Origin of the sequence: Burkholderia sp. 572 (assembly GCF_040545135.1) — a bacterium.
GTDB classification, from domain to species: domain Bacteria; phylum Pseudomonadota; class Gammaproteobacteria; order Burkholderiales; family Burkholderiaceae; genus Burkholderia; species Burkholderia cepacia.
In genome coordinates, this window is the sequence record NZ_JBEPLH010000023.1 from 1 (window position 1) to 18,773 (window position 18,773).

Sequence of the window (18,773 nt, forward strand, 5' to 3'; positions counted from 1 at the left end):
ACCCGAGGCCGGGCAAGCTATGATGCGTCTCGCTCCGCTTGCCGCCGGATCGGCCGCATCAGGTAGCCCATCCGCGCGCATCGCGCCATGCGTCGGTCTATGCGGTCACTGCGTACGTCCTCCACCTGAACGGCATCGTGCCCGGCGACGCCCGGCTCGACGCGCGCACGCTGCCGCGCGTGAAGATGCCGAACCGCGACGGTTTCGTGCCTGACCCGAGGCCGGGCAAGCTATGATGCGTCTCGCTCCGCTTGCCGCCGGATCGGCCGCATCAGGTAGCCCATCCGCGCGCATCGCGCCATGCGTCGCGCGGATCGACGGCACTACGGGCAATCATTCGGCAGGCCCCTGTTCCGGTGGATCGGGGCACGTCGCGGCAGCGCGCGACGCGGTATCCGTCACGCGGCGTACGTGACGCGCCGTCCGCAAGGATTGGGGCCTACCCGCCCCGCGTGAGGGGCCGATTTCAGCTTACGTCACGCATGCGCCGGGACTGACCGCGTCCCGACGCGTCAGTGCTGAATGCCCCAGCGCCGCACGGTCGCGCGTTCGAGCGTATCGAACACGAGGTTCTCGACCAGCAGCCCGATCACGATGACGGCCGCGAGGCCCGCGAACACGCGATCCGTGTACAGCTCGTTGCGGTTCTGGAAGATGTACCAGCCGAGCCCGCCCTGCCCCGCGCTCGCGCCGAACACGAGCTCGGCCGCGATCAGCGTGCGCCACGCGAATGCCCAGCCGACGCGCAGCCCCGACAGGATCGACGGCAGCGCGGCAGGCACGAGGATCAGCGCGATCTGGCGCAGGCCGGTGAGCCCGTAGTTGCGTCCGGCCATTTTCAGCGTGACGGGTACGCCGGCGAAGCCGGTATACATGCTCAGCGCGAGCGGCCACAGCACCGCATGCACGAGCACGAACAGCAGGCTTCCGGTGCCGAGCCCGAACCACAGCAGCGCGATCGGCAACAACGCAATGGACGGCAGCGGATTGAACATCGACGTGAGCATCGTCAGCAGATCGCGACCGATGCGCGTCGATACCGCGAGCGACGTCAGCGCGAACGCCAGCAGCACGCCCAGCGCATAGCCGCGGAGCAGAACCGACATCGAGATGCCCGTCTTGACGAGCAGTTCGCCCGACTCGATGCCCTGCACGAACGCAGCCAGCGTCGCGCCGAAGGTCGGGACGAGCAGATCGTTCGCGACGATGCGCGCGACGATCTCCCAGACGGCGATCAGCACGAGCGCGATGACGCTGCGGCGAAACCACGCTGCGCCGGCGATGCGGCGCAGCAGCGGCGCGGGCGCCGCGCGTTCGGCGTCGGGCAGCGCGTCGAGCGTGCGCGTGTATTCGTCGCGCACGGGCGGCCGCGGCGGCAGGGCCGGATCGATCGTACTCATGATGCGGCGTCCTCGGTCGTCGGTACGTGCGGTGCGTCGGTGTCGAACAGCAGGCGGTGAATCCGGGCGACGTTGTCGCGGAAGTCGCCGGTATCGACGTTGTCGAGCGAATGCTCGTGGCTGTTGAGCTCCGCGCGCACGCGGCCCGGATGCGGCGACAGCAGCAGAATCCGGTTGCCGACCACGAGCGCCTCCTCGATCGAGTGCGTGACGAACAGCAGCGTGAAGCGGAACTCGTCCCACAGCCGAAGCAGTTCCTCCTGCATCTTGCGGCGCGTGAGCGCATCGAGCGCCGCGAACGGCTCATCCATCAGCAGCACGCGCGGCTGCATCGCCAGCGCCCTCGCAATCGCGACGCGCTGCTTCATGCCGCCCGACAGCGTATGCGGATAGGCATCGGCAAACGCGCCGAGGCCGACCTTGTCGAGATAGTGCAGCGCGCGCTCGCGTGCTTCGACGCGCGACAGCTTCGCGGCGACGCGCAACGGAAACGCGACGTTCTCGGCGACCGTCTTCCACGGCGGCAACTGATCGAACTCCTGGAACACGACGATGCGGTCGGGCCCCGGCCCGCTTACGGGCCGGCCGTCGAGCGCGATCGAACCCGAGACGGGCTCGATGAAGCCGGCGATCGCCTTCAGCAACGTCGACTTCCCGCACCCCGACGGGCCGAGCAGCACGAAGCGGTCGCTGCCGTACACGTCGAAGCTCACCTGATGCGTCGCGCGAACGATCCGCGCGCCGCTGCGGTATTCGAGGCTGACCTGGTCGATCGCCAGCAGGCGTTCGCTGTGCGTGGCGGCCTGCGCGGCGTTCGCGGCCGGGCGATCGTCGGCACGCGTATCGGGCACGGCAGACGTGGCCGGCGACGCGCCGCCACGTGCCGCATACGGCGGCAACCAGGTTCGGGGAGAAGTGGCGTTCACGATCGAATCTCTTGCGGGAAAAGCGTCAACATACGGCCGGGCACCGTGTGGACCAACCATCGATTGCGCATATCGAAACCGCGCCGACGCATAAGCGTCGATCGCGGCGTCACAGCATCGGCGCCGTTCAACTGCCGCCAGTCGTCGCCGGATCGTCGAAGAAATAATCGCGCCACGACTTCGGTTCGTTGCGGATCGCGCCGGTGCGATGCATGAACTGCGCGAGCGGCAGCGTATTCTGCGGCGCGGTCTTGAACTGCACCTGCGGATTGCGCAGGATCTTCAGCAGCAGCGCGCGATCGATCTTCGAACCGTTCACGCGAATATAGGTGTCGGCCGCGCGCTCCGGATCGGCCGTGATCTGCCGTGCGGCGTCTGCCAGTGCGGCGACGAACGCACGGTAGGTCTTCGGGTTGTCGTCGCGGAATTTCTCGGTCGCGTACAGCACCGTCGCGGAACTCGGGCCGCCGAGCACGTCATACGAATTCAGCACGATGTGCGCGTTCGGGTTGCCGGCGAGTTCCTGCTCCTGGAACGGCGGATTGCCGAAGTGACCGGTAATCACGTTGCTGTTCGCGAGAATCGCGGCCGTCGCATCCGGATGCGGAATCGCCTGCGTCAGCGCGTCGAGCTTGTCGAACTGCTTGTCGCCCCACTGCTTCGCGGCCGCGTACTGCAGCACGCGCGACTGCACCGACACGCCGACCGCCGGCACCGCAATGCGGTCCTTCGCGCTCAGGTCGGCGATCGTCTTCACGTTGGGGTTGCTGCTCACGAGGTAGTACGGAAAATTGCCGAGCGACGCGACACCCTTCACGTTCTGCCGGCCGCGCGTGCGATCCCACACGGTCAAGAGCGGACCGACGCCCGCGCCCGCGACGTCGACCGCGCCGGACAGCAGCGCGTCGTTCACGGCCGCGCCGCCCGACAGCCGCACCCAGTCGACCTTGATGTCGAGGCCAGCCTTGCGCCCTTCCTTCTCGATCAGTTGCTGGTCGCGCGCGACGTTCAGCATCAGGTAGACGACGCCGAACTGCTCGGCGATGCGGATGCGGCCCTCCGCGTGCGCGGCTTGCGGGATGATCGCACCCGCGAAGGCGAGTGCGGCGGTGAGCGTGGCCGCCAGCGCGCGACGCGCCGGCAAGAACGAAAACGACATCGGAACTCCGGTCAGGAAGGGGCAGGAATGAATGACGCGGCGCGTGGCTCAGAAAGGCGCATCGCCCTCGATCGTCGTGCGGTACAGCTTGCGGCGCAGGTGGTCGGGCGTGCCGGCGGCGAGATGCATCAGCGAACGGTTGTCCCAGAACACGAGGTCGTGGTCGCGCCACGCATGCCGATACAGGTGCTCGGCGCGCACGCTGTGCGCGAACAGTTCGTCGAGCAGCGCGCGGCTTTCGTCGTCGGGCAAGCCGATGATGCGCGTCGTGAAATGCTCGCTGACGAACAGTGCCTTTCGGCCGGTTTCAGGATGGGTGCGCACGACCGGATGAACGACCGCCTCGACCTGCGCGATCTGCTCGGGCGACAGGTTGGGCCGCCACGGGCTGCGCGCCTGCAGTTCCGCATAGCGCGCGAGATACGTATGCTCGGCGTGCCGCCCTTCGACTGCGCGGCGCAGGTGCGCGGGCAGCGTGTCCCACGCGAGATGCATGTTCGCGAACAGCGTATCGCCGCCTTCCGCCGGCAGTTCCTGCGCGTGCAGCAGCGAGCCGAGGCTCGGTTTTTCCTTGTACGACAGGTCGGAGTGCCAGAAATGGCCGGCATCGCCGAGCCCGACCGGTTTGCCGTTCTCGACGATGTTCGACACGATCAGCACTTCCGGGTGGCCGGCCAGCGCGAACTGGTGCAGCACGTGAATCTGCAGCGGGCCGAAGCGGCGGCTGAACGCGATGTGCTCGTCCGGCGTGATGCGCTGGTCGCGAAACACCAGCACGTGGTGATCGAGATGCGCGCGATGGACGCGCGCGAAGTCGCCGGCGTCGAGCGGTTGCGACAGGTCGAGGCCGATCACTTCGGCGCCGAGCGGCGCGTCGAACGGCACGATGTCGAAATGCTGCGCCGCGCCGTCCGGCCGCAAGGCAGGATGTCCAGCGGATAGCGTTGCGGCGTCGCGAATGGCGGTAGTCGTCACGGCATGGCCCTGATTCGGTCAAAACGCGAATCTACGAGGGCGTGCCGGCGTGCGTCAACGAAGCGATTCGGATACGTTTATCTGCTGCGGTGATAAAGATCGCTGCTCGCGCATACGACGCCGGCGAGCAATACCGTATGCAGTTGCGCGCCGAAATCGCGCACGCGTTCCATCACGGACTTGTTGCGGCGCACGAGGAAGCGTCAGCTGGCGCCCGCCGCCAGGTGTCCACACCGAGCCCGCTCGATACATGCGCACAGCGCTTCGGCGATAGCGTCGATCGGTGCGCCGGGCCCGAACGTCGCCGCGACACCCTTCATCTTCAGGTGTCGCGCATCCGCCACGGGAAAGATTCCGCCCAACACCACCTGAATCGCGGCGTCATACGACGCCAGTGCACCGAGTAGCCCTTCGACCAGTTCGAGGTGGGCACCCGACAACGACGAAATGCCCACGATGTCGGCGCCATACGCCTGCGCGGCTGCCGCCACACATGCCGGCTGCTGAAACAGCGGCAGGCGCAGGACGTCGAATCCGGCGTCCTCGAGCGCAGTTGCGACGACGGCCGCACCGCGGTCGTGCCCGTCCTGGCCGAGCTTGGCGATCATGATGCGCGGCCTGCGTCCCACGCGTTTCGCCAGCCGGTCGACGCAGCCCTTCGCCGCCCGCCATGCAGCGTCGTCTCGCCGATGTTCGCCGTAGACGCCCTTGCCGTCCGCTTCCACCGCCACGACATGCCGCGGCCATACCGATTCCAGCGCGCGCGTACACTCCCCGACGGTCGCACGTGCCCGCATGCAGTCGATCGCCAGTGCCAGCAGGTTTCCGGTGCCGTCGCGCGCGGCGTCGGCCAGCCGCTGCAACGCCGTCGCAACCCGCGCCGGATCGCGCGCGGCCTTGACGGCTGCGATTCGCCGCGCCTGCCCGGCACGCACATGACGGCCGTCGATCTCGCACACCATGAATTCGCCAGTCGGTTCGTCCGCGACGAAACGGTTCACGCCAACCACGGTCCGGCGCCCCGAATCGACCTGCGCCTGCGTCGCGGCCGCGGCGCGCAGCAAGCGCCGCTTGACCCAGCCGGACTCGATCGCGGCGATCACGCCGCCCTGCGCGTCGATGGCGGCCAGCTCGGCGCGCACGCGCGTCGCGATGTCGTCCGTCAGCGACTCCATCATGTACGAGCCGGCCCACGGATCGACCGTGTCGCACAGTCCCGTTTCATGCTGCAGAATCAGCTGCGTATTGCGCGCGAGGCGCGCCGCCGCCGCGGAAGGCAGCGCAAGCGCTTCATCGTACGCATTCGTGTGCAGCGACTGCGTGCCGCCGAACGCCGCGGCCATCGCCTGCGCCGTCACGCGAACGATGTTGTTTTCCGGCTCCTGTGCCGTCAACGACCAGCCCGACGTCTGGCAGTGCATGCGCAGTGCGCACGCCCGGGGCGAACGCGCGCCGCACGCGTGTGCGATCTCCGCCCACAGCAGGCGCGCCGCGCGCAGCTTGGCGATTTCCGTATAGAAATCGCTGCCGACGCCGAAGAAAAAGCTCAAACGGGAGCAGGCTTCATCGGCAGGCATGCCGCGTGCGGCCAGCGTGTCGACGTACGCGCGCGCGTTCGACAGCGTCAGCGCGAGCTCGAGCACGGCATCGGCGCCGGCTTCCTGGAAGTGATACCCCGACACCGACAGCGCATTGAAGCGCGGTGCATGCCGCGCGAGCCACAACGCGACGTCGGCGACGATCCGCATCGACGGCTCCGGCTCGAAGATCCACGTATTGCGGACCATGTACTCCTTCAGGATGTCGTTCTGAATCGTCCCGCCGATCCGCTCGGGCGGCACGCCCTGCTCCTCGGCGGCCACGACGAACGCCGCCATGATCGGCAGGACCGCGCCATTCATCGTCATCGACACGGTCGTCGCGTCGAGCGCAATGCCGTCGAACAGCCGCACCATGTCCTCGACCGTATCGATCGCGACGCCGGCCAAGCCGACGTCGGCCCGCGCCTCGGCGCAGTCCGAGTCGTAGCCCCGCTGCGTTGCCAGGTCGAATGCCACGGACAACCCCTGCGCGCCCTGCTCGAGTGCCGTGCGAAACGCGAGATTGGAATCCGCGGCGTCGGCATGCCCCGTGTATTGCCGGATCGTCCATGGGCGATCGGTATACATCGACGCGTACGGCCCGCGCACATAGGGCCACGCTCCGGGCATGCCGTCGAGATGCGCGACGGCGTCGAGATCGCTGCGCGTGTAGAGTTTCCGCAGCGGCACCGCGCGCGCGCCTCGATCGTTCCGCGCGACGTTCTCCACGCCGGTGCCCGGCTCCATGCATGCCGCTTCGTTCATGCCCGACTCCAGCGCTTTTGCGTGATCACATCGGCAATCTTCGTCCCGTCGCCGTCGCGCACGATTTCGCTCCAGTGCAACAGGCCATCCGCATCCGATCGAGCACGCGCGAAACGCACGGTCAACGAATCGCCGATGTCGAGATTTCCATGAAAGTACAGTTGACGCGCCGCCAGCACGGGGGCTTGCTCGAAGCGGTAATGCTGCCATTCCGCGCGGTCGACGAATGCCTGGAAGCTGGCGAAGTAAAGCAGGTCCGCGCCATTGAAATCCATGTTCGGGCACGGCAGAAACGAGACGCTTGCGCCGTCGCCCTCCGCGAGGCCGGCGAGCGCCGGCACGATCGACGCATCCCGCACGCGCAACTTCTTCGCACGTTCCGCCATCGCCAGCGCATCGGCCGGAACCGGTCCGGTGCTGCCGTCGATGCCGGTCATGCGCGCCTTCGCCACCGAGCGGTTGCTGCCGGCGTGTTCGCGCGTCACGAACGTCGACATCATCCGCACGATGCCGGCTTCGTCGTCGCCGCGCCGGATCCGCTGCTCGCTGAAATGGCGAATCGGGCCGACCCTGCGAAGCGCGACATGAAGCGCGAACGTGTCGTTCTCGCGAATCGCGTGACGGCGGTTCATGTCGACGTGCACCGCAACGAACGACGCATAGGCACGCCGCCCCTCGTCGTCGAAGAACTCGGGGACGTCGCGGCCGCCGTGCGCGGCCAGCGCGTCCCAGTGACGCTGCCCGCACTCCTTGAGCAGCCAGTTCTCCGCGAGCCCCGTGTGCGCGAGTTGCGGCATGCCGGCCCGATAGCGATGGATGGCGGTATGCATCGGCGTCAGGCGGCCAGGCTTTCGGCCGAGCGCCGCGCGGCCGTCGTCCCGGCCTGGATCTGGTCGACGATATGGGCGGCATCGCGCGCCACCCCGGAGAATCGCCCGGAACCCCACGTATATAGCCAGGGCAGCCCGACGAAGTAGAGCCCCGGAACCGGCGTCACGCCGCGCCGGTGCGCGGGATAACCGCGGCCGTTGAATACCGGCGCATCCAGCCAGCTGAAATCCGGAGTGAAGCCGATGCACCAGACGACCGATGCGATGCCGCTGGCCGCGAGATCGAGCGCCGTGCGCTCGCCGGCCGGACGCCACACGGGCTCGTAGCGCGTCGCCGGCGGCGCCGCGATCCCGTTCTTCTCGATATGGGCATCGATGCCGGCATTGATCCGGTTGTACGTATCGTCGGCGCTGTCGAGCTGCGCCGACAGATCCGCGGAGAAGCGCAACTGCCCGCCCGCGAAATCCTCCAGCCGGCCGTACAGTTCCATCCCTTCGGCCGCAAAGCGGCGCAGATCGATATCGCGCCCGCCATCGCGGCCGGTCACATAGTGGTTGGTATTGTCGCGCACGCCTTCGCGCAGCGGATGCGCATCGACCGGCATGTCGTAGTACTGCATGTCGGCCAGCCAGTCGACGACGTCCCTGCCCCGGTAAAAACGCGCACAGCGCGGTGCATCGCCCACCGCGAGGAACACTTTTCGCCCGGCGAGGTGGAGGTCTTCCGCGATCTGCGCGCCCGACTGCCCCGATCCGACCACGAGAACCGGTCCGTCCGGCAATGCGGCCGGATTCCGGTATTCCGACGACTGGATCTGCACGATCGTTGCCGGCAACCGCTCGGCCATCCGCGGCACAATCGGCCGATGGTAGCCGCCCGATGCAACGACGACCTGATCCGCCGTGTACGCGCCGCGCGACGTCGCGATGCGATAACGTCCGTCCGCGTCGCGCGTCACACGCTCGACGGCGGTATGTTCCAGCACCGGTGCATCGACGCTGCGGATGAATCCGTCGAGATACTCGACGATCTCGTCCTTCGTCATGAAGCCGTGCGGGTCGGCACCGCGATACGGATAGCCCGGCAGCGCACACTGCCAGTTCGGCGTCACGAGACAGAACGCGTCCCAGCGCTGCTTGCGCCACGTGTGCGTCACGGTCTCCTTTTCGAATACGAGATGATCGATACCAGCCTGCTTCAGGTAGTAGCTGATCGACAACCCCGCCTGCCCGCCGCCGATGACGGCTACGCGCAGATGGGAATCGGATTCCGGGAGGCTGGATGAAACAACGGGTTCGCTTGACATGATGCAGTCCTGAATGTGTGTTGAAGAGGACAGTGGATTCCTGCGTGCCTTACGCCTCAAACGAGTTCGATGACGGTCACGGTCGCGTCGCCCTGCGGCGCGAATCGTTCCGCGTTCGCTTCGATCCGTGCCAGCTCGTCCATCGCGGCCGAGCACGCGAATCCGTATTTCTCGCGGACGCGATCGGACGCGATACCCAGCGCGCGTCGGGCTCGCTCGACGAAGTCGTCGAGCGCGTACTGCGTCTCGGGCGTGAAGAATTCCGACACGACGGTCGAAGGCGAATAGCAATTTGTTTCCGACTGATCGGGCCAACGAACCCGAAAATGCATGACCGGCATGATTCCTCCTCATTCAGTGGACACGACTCGCGCACGCTGCGCCAGCCGGGCCCGGTAGATATCCAGATGCCTTCGCGCACTCGCTTCCCATGAGTAGCGGTTCAGCACAGCGGGGACGGCATGTGCGAAATCGGGAACACGCCGTCCCGAGAGCGCGTCGCGCAGCGCGTCGGCGATCGAATCCACATCGCCGGGATCGGCCCACACGCACGCGTGCTCGTCCAGATACTCGGTAAAGGGTTCGATTTCGGACACGACGACGGGCTTTCCGCAAGCAAGCCCCTCGAGCACGACCAGACCGAATCCCTCTCGGACCGACACCATCGACACCACGTCGGCACAGTGCATCAGCGCGACCAGCGCCGCGTCGTCGAGCGGCCCCGTCGACACGACGGGTTCGTCGACGCCGATCCCCAGCCCGAGGGCAGCGGCGCGCGCGACGAAGCGGCGCGCGTATGCGTCGTGATCGAGCAGGCTCGCGCCGCCCGCGATCACGAGCCGTGCATCGGGCATCGTGCCGCGCAATCGGGCGAACGCCTCGAGCAACGCGATCGAGTTTTTCCGCTCCTCGATCCCGCCGATCGCCAGGACAATCGGGCCGCCGTGCAGGCCGTACCGCTGCCGCACCGCCTGCATGTCCGCCTGGTCCGTACGAGCGAACCGGGCGACGTCCACGCCGTTGGGCACCACGCTTGCGTCGACCCCGAACGTCTTGCGCATCGTGGCCGCCCACACGGCGCTCACGCACAGCACCTGGTCCGCCGCGCGCCACGCACGTTCCTGCCAGCGCTCGAGCTGCGGGTCGTCGAATACGTCGAGGTGATGCACGGTCCGTACGAAGCCGTCTATTGCGCCTGCCTGCCGCAACTCGGCCAGCGCATTGCCCGTGATGCTGTCCTGTGCATGCAGAACGTCGAACCCGCCCGCCTCGTGCTCCAGCAACGCGCGCCTGATCGCGGCAATCCGCGCGGACACCATTTCCGCGATGCTGCCAGGGCGGCCATCGACACGCGCCAGCACGACGCGGCACGGGACATCGCGGAACATCGCCTCGCCCGGCGCGGCCGGCGCGAACACGGTGACGTCGCTTCCCGCTTCGTGCAGCGCACTGGCGAGTTCAAGTGCGTGCACGACACCGCCGCGCGGATTCACCGAATGGGTCAGCAGCGCGATGCGCAACGCATCGCCACTCATCGGACACCTCCGCCGCCGGTCATGAACGGTTCGATCCGGAAATCCCACAGCACCGCCGTTTCGCCCGCTTCTTCGACGACGACCTCGCGCGTTGCGTCGATATCACCGATCACGGCGCACGCGAGCCCGCGCGCCGCGAAGCGCTCCACGATCGCGTCGGCATGCGCCGGCCGGACCGACATCAGGAACCCGTAGCTCGGAAAGGCCATCAGCCAGCGATCGAAATCGACGCCGGGCGGACGCGGGATCGCGTCGAGTTCGATGCGCGCGCCGACGCGCGAGCATTCGACGAGCATCAGCGCCGTACCGAGCACGCCCGCCATCGAGATATCCTTCGCGGCATCGCACAGCCCGTCTTCAGCCAACGCCGGCAGGATCTCGAGATCGCCGCGCAGCCGGGCCGGCGGCGCGCCGACCGACGCATTCCAGAACGGATACGGATCCTCGAATGCGCCACGCAGGTCGACCGCCATCATCAGGCGATCGCCCGGCCGCGCGCTGAAGCTCGACAGCAGCGCGCGGGCCCGGCCCAGGATCGATACCGCAAGCTGCCCCTGCGCGCTGCGCGTGTTGCTGTGGCCGCCGACGATCGGCACGCCATACGCCGACGCAGCCGCGGCCATCCCGGCGAGCACCGGCCGCGCGGCGTCGATTCCGTCGCTCCACAATGCATCGACGACGGCGATCGGCCGCCCGCCCATCGCGTAGATGTCGCTGATGTTCGCCATCACGCCGCTGTACCCCGCGAACCACGGCATCGACTCGACGAAATCGCCGACCATGCCCTCGATCGCGAACAGCAGGTAACCGTCCGCGTCGGGAATCGCCGCGCAGTCGTCGCCGAGTGCCACCGCCTGTGCAAGATCCCGCTCGCCGTTCGGCAATGACGCCGCGAGCGATGCGACCACGCCGGAGATGTCGTGCTTGTGCTGGAAGCCGCGACTTGCGCGCAGCGTCGCGATGCGATCGTCGACACTCATGGCCGCCCCTCCGAGCGCAGGACGAAACCCTCGAACGGCGTGCCGCACGGCGGATAGTGCGCAAGCCGGGCCTGCATCAGTTGATGAGGACGTCCGAACAACGTTTCCTCGCCGAGCGCATCCCAGTGAAGCCGACGAAACAGCGGCACGTTCTGCGATTGCACGTGTGCGACGAAGGTCCGGCAACCTTCGGCATGCGCGCTGCTGACGGCAAGTGCGATCAGCATCGAGCCGATCCTGCCCTGCCTGCGAAATGCCGGATGCACCGCCAGCCGCGAGCCCATCCAGGTTCCGGGCACGGTTTCATGAATCCGCACCGTGCCGACCACCTGCTCGGGCAGCCCCGCGCAGCAGCTGACTGCGACCAGCAGTTGCGCGTGGCGATCGATATCGTCGCGATCGTCGCCGGCGAAGATCCCCTGCTCGATGCAGAACACCGCCAGGCGCAGTTTGTACGCTTCGTCGATTTCCCACGGAAGCGCCGCCCATTTGATCCGGTATTCGGCGGGCCGGTAGGTGTCGCGGCAGTCGGCCAGTCCCATCTCTGCGCAGTACATGCTCACCCCTCGTAGGTCGAAAGCGACGAGCAGGCACCGCACTTTCCGCAGCCTGCCTTGATGTCGGCGGAGCGCATGCCGGCGTCGCGCAGCATGGCGCCGAGCGGTTCGAGCACCGCCCGCATGAACTCCGGCGACGGCGCCGGATGACTCTCCAGCGGCGTGCCGCTGATCGGGACGAACGGCACGACGAACGGATACACGCCCAACCCGATCAGTTCACGCGACATGTCGAGGATCGCGGCCGCGCTGTCGCCGAGCCCGGCAAGGATGTAGGTGCTGACCTGGCCGCGGCCGAACACGCCGACGGCCGCGCGGAATGCCGCCATGTATCGGGACAGCGGCACGCTCGCCTTGCCCGGCATGATCCGTTCGCGCACCGCCGGCGTCACGGCTTCCAGATGCATGCCCAACGTATCGATCCCGCTTGCCTTCATCCGGTCGAACCAGCTGTCGTCGTCCGGCGGCTCGCATTGCGCCTGGATCGGGAGATCGACGGCCGCCTTGATCGCGAACGCGCTTTCGCACAGCACGCGCGCACCGCGATCCGGCGTCGGTGGTGTGCCGGTCGTCAACACCATGTGCTTGACGCCGTCGAGCAGGACCGCCGCGCGCGCAACCTCGGCGAGCTGTTCCGGCGTCTTGCGGGCGATCGTCCGGCCGGCCGCGAGCGACTGGCCGATCGAGCAGAACTGGCAGGTCTTGCGCCGGCTCTCGTAGCGAATGCAGGTCTGCAGCACCGTGGTCGCCAGCACGTCGGCGCCATGCAGCGTCGCGATGTGCGAATACGGCACGCCCTCCAGTGTCTGCAACGCGTAGAAGCGCGGGCTCGACGGAAAGCTGATGCTCGCGATCGGGATGGTGCCGCGCGAGAGCAGGCTGACGCCCGCCGCATCGGGCGCCGCCGCGACGAACGGCGAATCCCACGCGGTACTCGTGTGCACCGGCACCATGATGGTCACGCCGTCGACCGTCACGGCCTTGTGATCGGACGGCCCGGCGCCGCCGCGCCGGCTCGCGGCGCCCACCCGCGGATCCGCGAGGCGCAGCCCGACCGACTGCAGTTCAGTCATCAATTGCCGGCTCTGCACCGACGGTTTCGCGTTCGCGCTCATGGCAATGTCCCTCGAAGTCGCGTGCGGCCCGCACGCCGATCCCCATCGGGGTCACCGTCGTCGCCGGCCGATCGTTGATGGCAAGACTCAGCAGTTCCGGCCGTGCATAGTGGCCGACCGAATCCATCATTCGCTTGCGCTTGGTGATCAGCGACATGTCCAGGTCGGCGATCACCATCCCTTCGCCCTCCCGCAAGGGCTCGGCCAGATGCTGCCCCTCCGGTGACACGATCGCGGTATTGCATCCGCCGCGCAGGGCCTTCTGCAGATTCGGATCGCCCGTGATCGACTCGATCTGGGCGTCCGTCAGCCAGCCGGTCGCATTGACGACGAAGCAGCCCGCTTCCAGCGCATGGTGGCGGATCGTGACTTCGATCTGTTCCGCAAAGATCGGGCCGACCAGCGAGCCGGGAAACTGACTGCAATGAATTTCCTCGTGCTGGGTCATCAGCGCATAACGGGCGAGCGGGTTGTAGTGCTCCCAGCACGCGAGCGCACCGACCCGTCCGACACCGGTCTGCGCAACCTTGAGTCCGGCCGCGTCGCCCTGCCCCCAGATCATCCGCTCATGAAACGTCGGCGTGATCTTGCGGCGCTTCACCGCGAGGCGCCCGTCGACGTCGAAGATCAGCTGCGTGTTGTACAGGCTGCCGTGGTCGCGCTCGTTCACGCCGAGCACGACCACCATCCCGTGCAGACGCGCGCGCTCCGCAACGGCATGCGTCACGGGGCCCGGCACCGCCACGGCCTGCTCGTACAGCCGCATGTGATCGGCGCCGGATGCGACCGGCGTCCGCACGAACGAGAAGTACGGGTAATACGGCACGAATGTTTCGGGAAAGACGATCAGCTGGACGCCCTTGCCGGCGGCCTCGTCGATCGCCGCGCAGACCTTGTCGAGCGTGCCGCCGGCGCGTTCCAGATCGGGAGCGATCTGGACGGCTGCCGCCCGGACGATGCGTTTGTCGGACATGATGGCACCCGTCATTCGATCAAACGGTCCAGGTATGGATAACCAGCGCGTTCTCCTTGCGGTGAAGCAGCTGGATATCCAGCACGTCGAGCGGATTGATCGGTCGAATGCCCTCGATCAGCGACGCTTCGCCATGCCCGTAGAGCGCCTGCAGCGCAAAACGGCACGCGTAGACTTTCCCGCCTTCTTCCATGAACTTGACGAGTTGCTTGTTGAAGTTCAGATGACCGGGAAACGCCTCGTCGCCGAGCGTCGGAAACCCGCGCTGGAGGCCGAGCGTCACGCCGGGGCCATAGAGCAGCACCGACGTCTCGAATCCCTTGCGTTGCAGGCGAGTCGCCTGCAGCAGGTTCACGAAGCCGATCGATCCCTCGAACGCAACCGTGTGGAACGTCACGAGCGCTTTCTCGCCCGGTTCCGCCTTGACGTCTTCGAACACCTTTTCCTCGTAATCGACGAGGAAATCTCCCTTCTTGTGCAACGGCTGATTGACTGCGGGCATGGCACGCTCCGTTTGATAATGAGTTCAGTGATATTCCCGAACACTTTCGAGTCCGGGCAATCTCATTAACGCAACGCATATGCCAACCAGGCACCGACCTGATGCGATCACTCTCCGATCATTCAATCGATAAATGCCGATGCAGCCGGTCCGATCCTTGCGTGACCGAATGCGGTTCGGACAGGAAGTGTCCCGTCCGGGCGACGGCGCGCACCCGTGTGAAGCAACCAGCAAGCATGCGTGCGCATCGAGCGTGCATCCATGCATCAATCCGATACATGATGCGATCAATGCAATCATCTGGCTTCAGAATGGCGATATAGATATTTCCGATTAATGCGCCATGCTAACGTTTTGATGAATCATCAAATGGAAACAGGTATGGATTACATAATCCATCATTGGTCGAAGCGACTCCTGGAAAGCAGGAAGCCGGCGTACCTGCTGATCCCCGACCTGATCGAGGAAGACCTGGCGGCGGGCCGGCTGAAACCACGCGACCGCCTACCCGGGCTGCGCGATCTCGCCGGTGCGCTGAACCTGAACTACACGACGGTGGCCCGCGCGTATGCTGAAGCCCGCAGGCGCGGCTTGCTCGATACACGGGCAGGAAGCGGTACGTTCGTGCGCGGCCCAACCCGGACGATCCCGCTGTCGGGCGGGAGCAGCATCGAGATGTCGATGAACATGCCACCGGAGCCGCCCGAGATGGCCGGGCGACTGCAGGAATCGGCTGCCGCATTGTTCGCCGCGGCGGACCCTTACCAATTGATGCGATATCAGGATTTCGGCGGCACACCGGCGGATCGCGCCGCCGGCCGCGCATGGCTGGCCAATCGCCTGCCCGGCTGCAGCAGCGATACCGTGCTCGTTTGCCCGGGAATCCACAGCGCCCTCGTCGCGCTCGTTTCCCGGCTTGCAAGCCGCGGCGACTCGATCTGCCTCGATTCGCTCGCTTACCCCGGCATCAAGGCCATCGCATCGCAACTGGGCGTGCGGTTACAGCCGCTGCCGCGGGACGACGACGGGCCGTTGCCGCACGCCTTCGAATCGCTCTGCCGAAGCGGACAGCCCGCTGCACTGTACTGCAACCCGACCCTACAGAACCCGAGCACGCTCACGATACCGTTCCGGCGCCGCGAAGCGTTGGCCGATATCGCCACACGCTACAACGTGCCCATCATCGAGGACGATGCCTATGCGATGCTGCCGCAGAGCGCGCCGCCCCCGCTGGCGCTGCTGGCGCCAGAACTGACCTACTACGTGACCGGCATGTCGAAGAACTTCGGCGCCGGGTTGCGCATCGCTTACCTGCTCGCGCCGACGGTGCGCGAAGCACAGCGGATCGCCGGCGCACTGCGCGCCACGACCGTGATGCCGAGCCCGTTCACGATGCTGCTGTCTACCCAGTGGATCAATGACGGCACGGCAAGCGAGATGCTGGCCGCAATTCGATCGGAGGCGCATGCACGGCAGGCGATCGCGGGCCGGATTCTCGGCGCATGGCCTTTCGATGCCCACCCCGACGGTTTCCATCTCTGGTTGCCGATTCCGGGCGAGTGCCTATGGACCGCACCGGATCTGGCGCAGCATCTGCGGAGTCGAAACGTCGCCGCCGTGGCGAGCGCGGCATTTTCGACGGACGGCGACCCGCCGGCGGCGATCCGTATCTGCCTTGGCGGGCCGCAGGATCGGGAGCAGTGCCGGGACGGCCTGGAACTCGTCGCGGATGCACTGACCGACGCGCATCATCTTTATGGTGCGGCGATGTAGCGGCCGATACCGCGTCGAAGACAAATAGGCGCCCCCCCGGTTCGCCATCGCGCTCGACCCGCGACCGTCAGAACTTGTGGCGAATGCCGATCCGTGCCGCAGTCTGAAAACTCGAGCTGGACGGCGATCCGAGCGCTGCTTCGATTTGCGCGCCGTGTGCATGATCATGCGCGAGCGCGCCAACGAAATACACGTCCGTTCGCTTGGAAATGAAGTAATCCGCCCCGATGGTCACCTGGTTCGCGCTGCCGACGCCGTTGTTGCGCTGTTGAAACTGGAACCCTGCTCCAAGCGAAATATCGGGCTTGACGAAGTAAGTCATGCCACCGTCGTAGGTCAGCGCCCGAGCCCGGGTGCCGCTGCTCAACTGAACATCGGTCACGACACCAAAAATCTGCGCTTTCCCCAGGCTGTAGGTTGCACCGCCGGCGTATTCGGTCAAATTCGCGGAAGACGTCGCGTTATGCTGCTTGAAATACGACAGCGATGCGGCGAGCCCGCCTTGGCTGTAGTTCAGCAGAAAATTCATCGAGCTGTTGGTGCCCAACGAGCCGGCGACGTTGCCGAAACCATACATGGCGCCGACGCTGAAACCCGAAATCGTCGGCGAAAGATACTTCACCGAGTTGTTGACGTTATCGCCCCACAGTCGGTTATCGAGCGTATATCCGCCAGCCGCATACGCCGGGATTCCCCACCCCAGGATGCCCGCTGCCGTATTTCCCGCAATCGAGTACGCCGGAAAGATATCGCCGATGAAGTCGTATTGCCGCCCGAGCGTCAGCGTGCCGAAGCGTCCGTCAAGGCCGACGAAGGCTGCGCGATTGAACAAAAGCCCGCTCTGCGCCAAGGCCCCGTTGGAAAGTTGAAAGCCGCTTTCGAGCGTGAAGATCGCCTTGAGTCCGCCACCCAGGTCCTCTTTACCCGTCAGCCCCCAGCGATCTCCCTGCGAAGACCCGGATGCAAACTGCACGAGCGCGCCATGTCCGGTGCTCGATGTCGCATTGTTCGTGTACGTAATACCCGCATCCACCAGCCCGTACAGCGTCACTGAGGACTGTGCATGTGCCACGCCGCATCCGACCGCGGCGCACACCACCATGCTTCGCTTGATGACCGTATCCATATCGCTTTCCTAATTTTATGCGTAGCTTTCGTTGACGAAAATGACTGAGGAAAACGTCCCGCTGGAAATGCATCGGAATCGTTTGGTCAATGGGCAGGCGTCTCCGGGTAATCCTCCAGCTTGCCTCGCTACAACGAACAGTCTCGGCACGTCCGCTTCCCACTGCGCATCTACTCTATGAGCACCGTTTTTTGAGCCCCATCGTTAGAAATATCGACAGGGGAAACTCGGCCTGAGCCCGCGCTCAAGAAATTCAGGCGCCCTCGCGAACATCCCTTCCGATCTGCAATAGGCAGTGGACCTGACTGCGGCATGAATACAACGGACAGGCAACGGCAGTGAAGTTCGTTGCTGATCGGGATTTTTTGCCTTGCTATGCTTGATGTGTAATGCGAACCAGTCTTTCGAGGCTGTTGCGCATGCTGTCTCCCGATTCCACCTACCGATGAGGCACCCTTGAAGCCACAAGTTCACGATCTCACGCTCGACGAACTCCGACTTTTCGGTGACATCATCGGGCGGCTCGAGGAGCTCGGGCCGATCGTGGATGTCAGGCGCGTCGTTTTGTCAGACCTGACCCGGCTGCTGCGATCCGATTTCTGCGTCTCCTACAACTGGGATGCCGAAAAAGGGATGTACGCCGACCCGATTGCAGTCAACGTCGACTCGGATCACGTGCGTCGCTACACGAGCTGGTACCAGCACAATGACCCGATGACGGCGCAACTCTGCAAGCGGCGCAGGGCCACGTTGGTGGAAGAAGTGATGGACCGGCCTGCACTGGAGAAAAGCGAGTTCTACAACGAGTTTCTCGCGCAGGATGGGTTGCATCACGGAATCAACGTGTTTGTCTTCGACGGCGAACGCCAGCTCAGCGACCTGAGAATCTGGCGAACGAGGAATCGGCCTGAGTTCGAGATGCGCGACAAACTCGTGCTCGATGCGATCGAGCCGTTCCTTTGCCGCGCGATCAAACGCCGGACAGGCAGCGCGACAGGGCTCACGGACCGTGAGAACGAAATCGCCCAGCTGGTCGCAAAGGGTTGTACCGATCAGGATATCGGCCGTCTTCTCTGCATCAGCCTGTCGACCGTGCGCACCCATTTGCGGCGGATCATGGACAAGAAGGGATTCTCCAACCGCGCGGAGCTTGCTGCCTCCGTCGCTGCGGCCGGAACGTCCCCGCCGTCATGACGATCGAACGGCGCGGTCGACGGCCACGTACGCGCGACGCGACAAATCGTCCGATACAAGAGACTAAACCGCCAAT

17 protein-coding genes and 1 pseudogene are annotated in these 18,773 nt (G+C 65.8%); 3 read left to right on the plus strand and 15 right to left on the minus strand.

The features are described 5' to 3' along the window. Positions 1–92: 92 nt before the first annotated feature. Positions 93–236, plus strand: a pseudogene (locus tag ABIC51_RS32430) (c-type cytochrome); the annotation flags it as partial. Between the two features lie 276 nt (positions 237–512). On the opposite strand, the gene ABIC51_RS32435 reads toward ABIC51_RS32430, so the two are convergent. The 14 genes from ABIC51_RS32435 to ABIC51_RS32500 form a co-directional block, all read right to left on the minus strand. Further along, positions 513–1,400, minus strand: coding sequence for an ABC transporter permease (locus tag ABIC51_RS32435; protein WP_027789310.1), 888 nt, complete (start codon positions 1,398–1,400; stop codon positions 513–515). Next, a complete protein-coding gene (locus tag ABIC51_RS32440) occupies positions 1,397–2,386 on the minus strand; it encodes an ABC transporter ATP-binding protein (RefSeq protein ID WP_175897558.1) in 990 nt (329 codons plus the stop codon). Before ABIC51_RS32440 ends, ABIC51_RS32435 begins: the two co-directional genes overlap by 4 nt. Positions 2,387–2,453: 67 nt before the next feature. Continuing rightward, a complete protein-coding gene (locus tag ABIC51_RS32445) occupies positions 2,454–3,485 on the minus strand; it encodes an ABC transporter substrate-binding protein (protein ID WP_175897559.1) in 1,032 nt (343 codons plus the stop codon). Positions 3,486–3,533: 48 nt separating this feature from the next. Beyond that, positions 3,534–4,460, minus strand: a complete 927-nt coding sequence (locus ABIC51_RS32450; protein WP_175897560.1) for a TauD/TfdA dioxygenase family protein — start codon at positions 4,458–4,460, stop codon at positions 3,534–3,536. 203 nt (positions 4,461–4,663) lie between these two features. Beyond that, positions 4,664–6,805, minus strand: coding sequence for a methylmalonyl-CoA mutase (gene scpA, locus ABIC51_RS32455; protein WP_175897561.1), 2,142 nt, complete (start codon positions 6,803–6,805; stop codon positions 4,664–4,666). Next, on the minus strand, positions 6,802–7,635 hold the full coding sequence (locus ABIC51_RS32460) for a Pnap_2097 family protein (RefSeq protein WP_226127928.1): 834 nt from the start codon (positions 7,633–7,635) through the stop codon (positions 6,802–6,804). The genes scpA and ABIC51_RS32460 overlap by 4 nt, the downstream gene beginning before the upstream one ends. Before the next feature lie 5 nt (positions 7,636–7,640). Beyond that, positions 7,641–8,942 (minus strand): MSMEG_0569 family flavin-dependent oxidoreductase, encoded by a 1,302-nt coding sequence (locus ABIC51_RS32465; protein ID WP_027789316.1) that lies wholly within the window; start codon positions 8,940–8,942, stop codon positions 7,641–7,643. Between the two features lie 56 nt (positions 8,943–8,998). Next, on the minus strand, positions 8,999–9,283 hold the full coding sequence (locus ABIC51_RS32470; RefSeq protein ID WP_021156903.1) for an MSMEG_0570 family nitrogen starvation response protein: 285 nt from the start codon (positions 9,281–9,283) through the stop codon (positions 8,999–9,001). 9 nt (positions 9,284–9,292) lie between these two features. After that, positions 9,293–10,477: an MSMEG_0565 family glycosyltransferase gene (locus ABIC51_RS32475; RefSeq protein WP_175897562.1), complete on the minus strand. Its 1,185-nt coding sequence runs from the start codon at positions 10,475–10,477 to the stop codon at positions 9,293–9,295. After that, positions 10,474–11,457: a sll0787 family AIR synthase-like protein gene (locus ABIC51_RS32480; protein WP_175897563.1), complete on the minus strand. Its 984-nt coding sequence runs from the start codon at positions 11,455–11,457 to the stop codon at positions 10,474–10,476. Before ABIC51_RS32480 ends, ABIC51_RS32475 begins: the two co-directional genes overlap by 4 nt. Then, the gene (locus ABIC51_RS32485) at positions 11,454–12,014 is read right to left on the minus strand and encodes an MSMEG_0567/Sll0786 family nitrogen starvation N-acetyltransferase (protein WP_175897564.1); all 561 of its coding nucleotides are present in this window, start codon (positions 12,012–12,014) and stop codon (positions 11,454–11,456) included. The genes ABIC51_RS32480 and ABIC51_RS32485 overlap by 4 nt, the downstream gene beginning before the upstream one ends. A 2-nt stretch (positions 12,015–12,016) precedes the next feature. Next, positions 12,017–13,087: an MSMEG_0568 family radical SAM protein gene (locus ABIC51_RS32490; RefSeq protein ID WP_027789320.1), complete on the minus strand. Its 1,071-nt coding sequence runs from the start codon at positions 13,085–13,087 to the stop codon at positions 12,017–12,019. Continuing rightward, entirely contained in the window at positions 13,080–14,102 is a 1,023-nt protein-coding gene (locus ABIC51_RS32495; RefSeq protein ID WP_175897565.1) for a Nit6803 family nitrilase, read from the minus strand. The genes ABIC51_RS32490 and ABIC51_RS32495 overlap by 8 nt, the downstream gene beginning before the upstream one ends. A gap of 19 nt (positions 14,103–14,121) precedes the next feature. Then, positions 14,122–14,604, minus strand: a complete 483-nt coding sequence (locus ABIC51_RS32500) for an MSMEG_0572/Sll0783 family nitrogen starvation response protein (protein WP_006405208.1) — start codon at positions 14,602–14,604, stop codon at positions 14,122–14,124. Positions 14,605–14,985: 381 nt separating this feature from the next. On the opposite strand from ABIC51_RS32500, the gene ABIC51_RS32505 reads away from it, so the two are divergent. Then, positions 14,986–16,377, plus strand: a complete 1,392-nt coding sequence (locus tag ABIC51_RS32505) for an aminotransferase-like domain-containing protein (protein WP_006405206.1) — start codon at positions 14,986–14,988, stop codon at positions 16,375–16,377. Positions 16,378–16,444: 67 nt separating this feature from the next. On the opposite strand, the gene ABIC51_RS32510 is transcribed toward ABIC51_RS32505, so the two are convergent. Then, positions 16,445–17,503 (minus strand): porin, encoded by a 1,059-nt coding sequence (locus ABIC51_RS32510; RefSeq protein ID WP_226127932.1) that lies wholly within the window; start codon positions 17,501–17,503, stop codon positions 16,445–16,447. A gap of 456 nt (positions 17,504–17,959) precedes the next feature. Between ABIC51_RS32510 and ABIC51_RS40925 the strand changes: the two genes are divergently transcribed. Then, positions 17,960–18,697: a helix-turn-helix transcriptional regulator gene (locus ABIC51_RS40925; protein WP_027789324.1), complete on the plus strand. Its 738-nt coding sequence runs from the start codon at positions 17,960–17,962 to the stop codon at positions 18,695–18,697. Positions 18,698–18,773 lie beyond the last annotated feature (76 nt).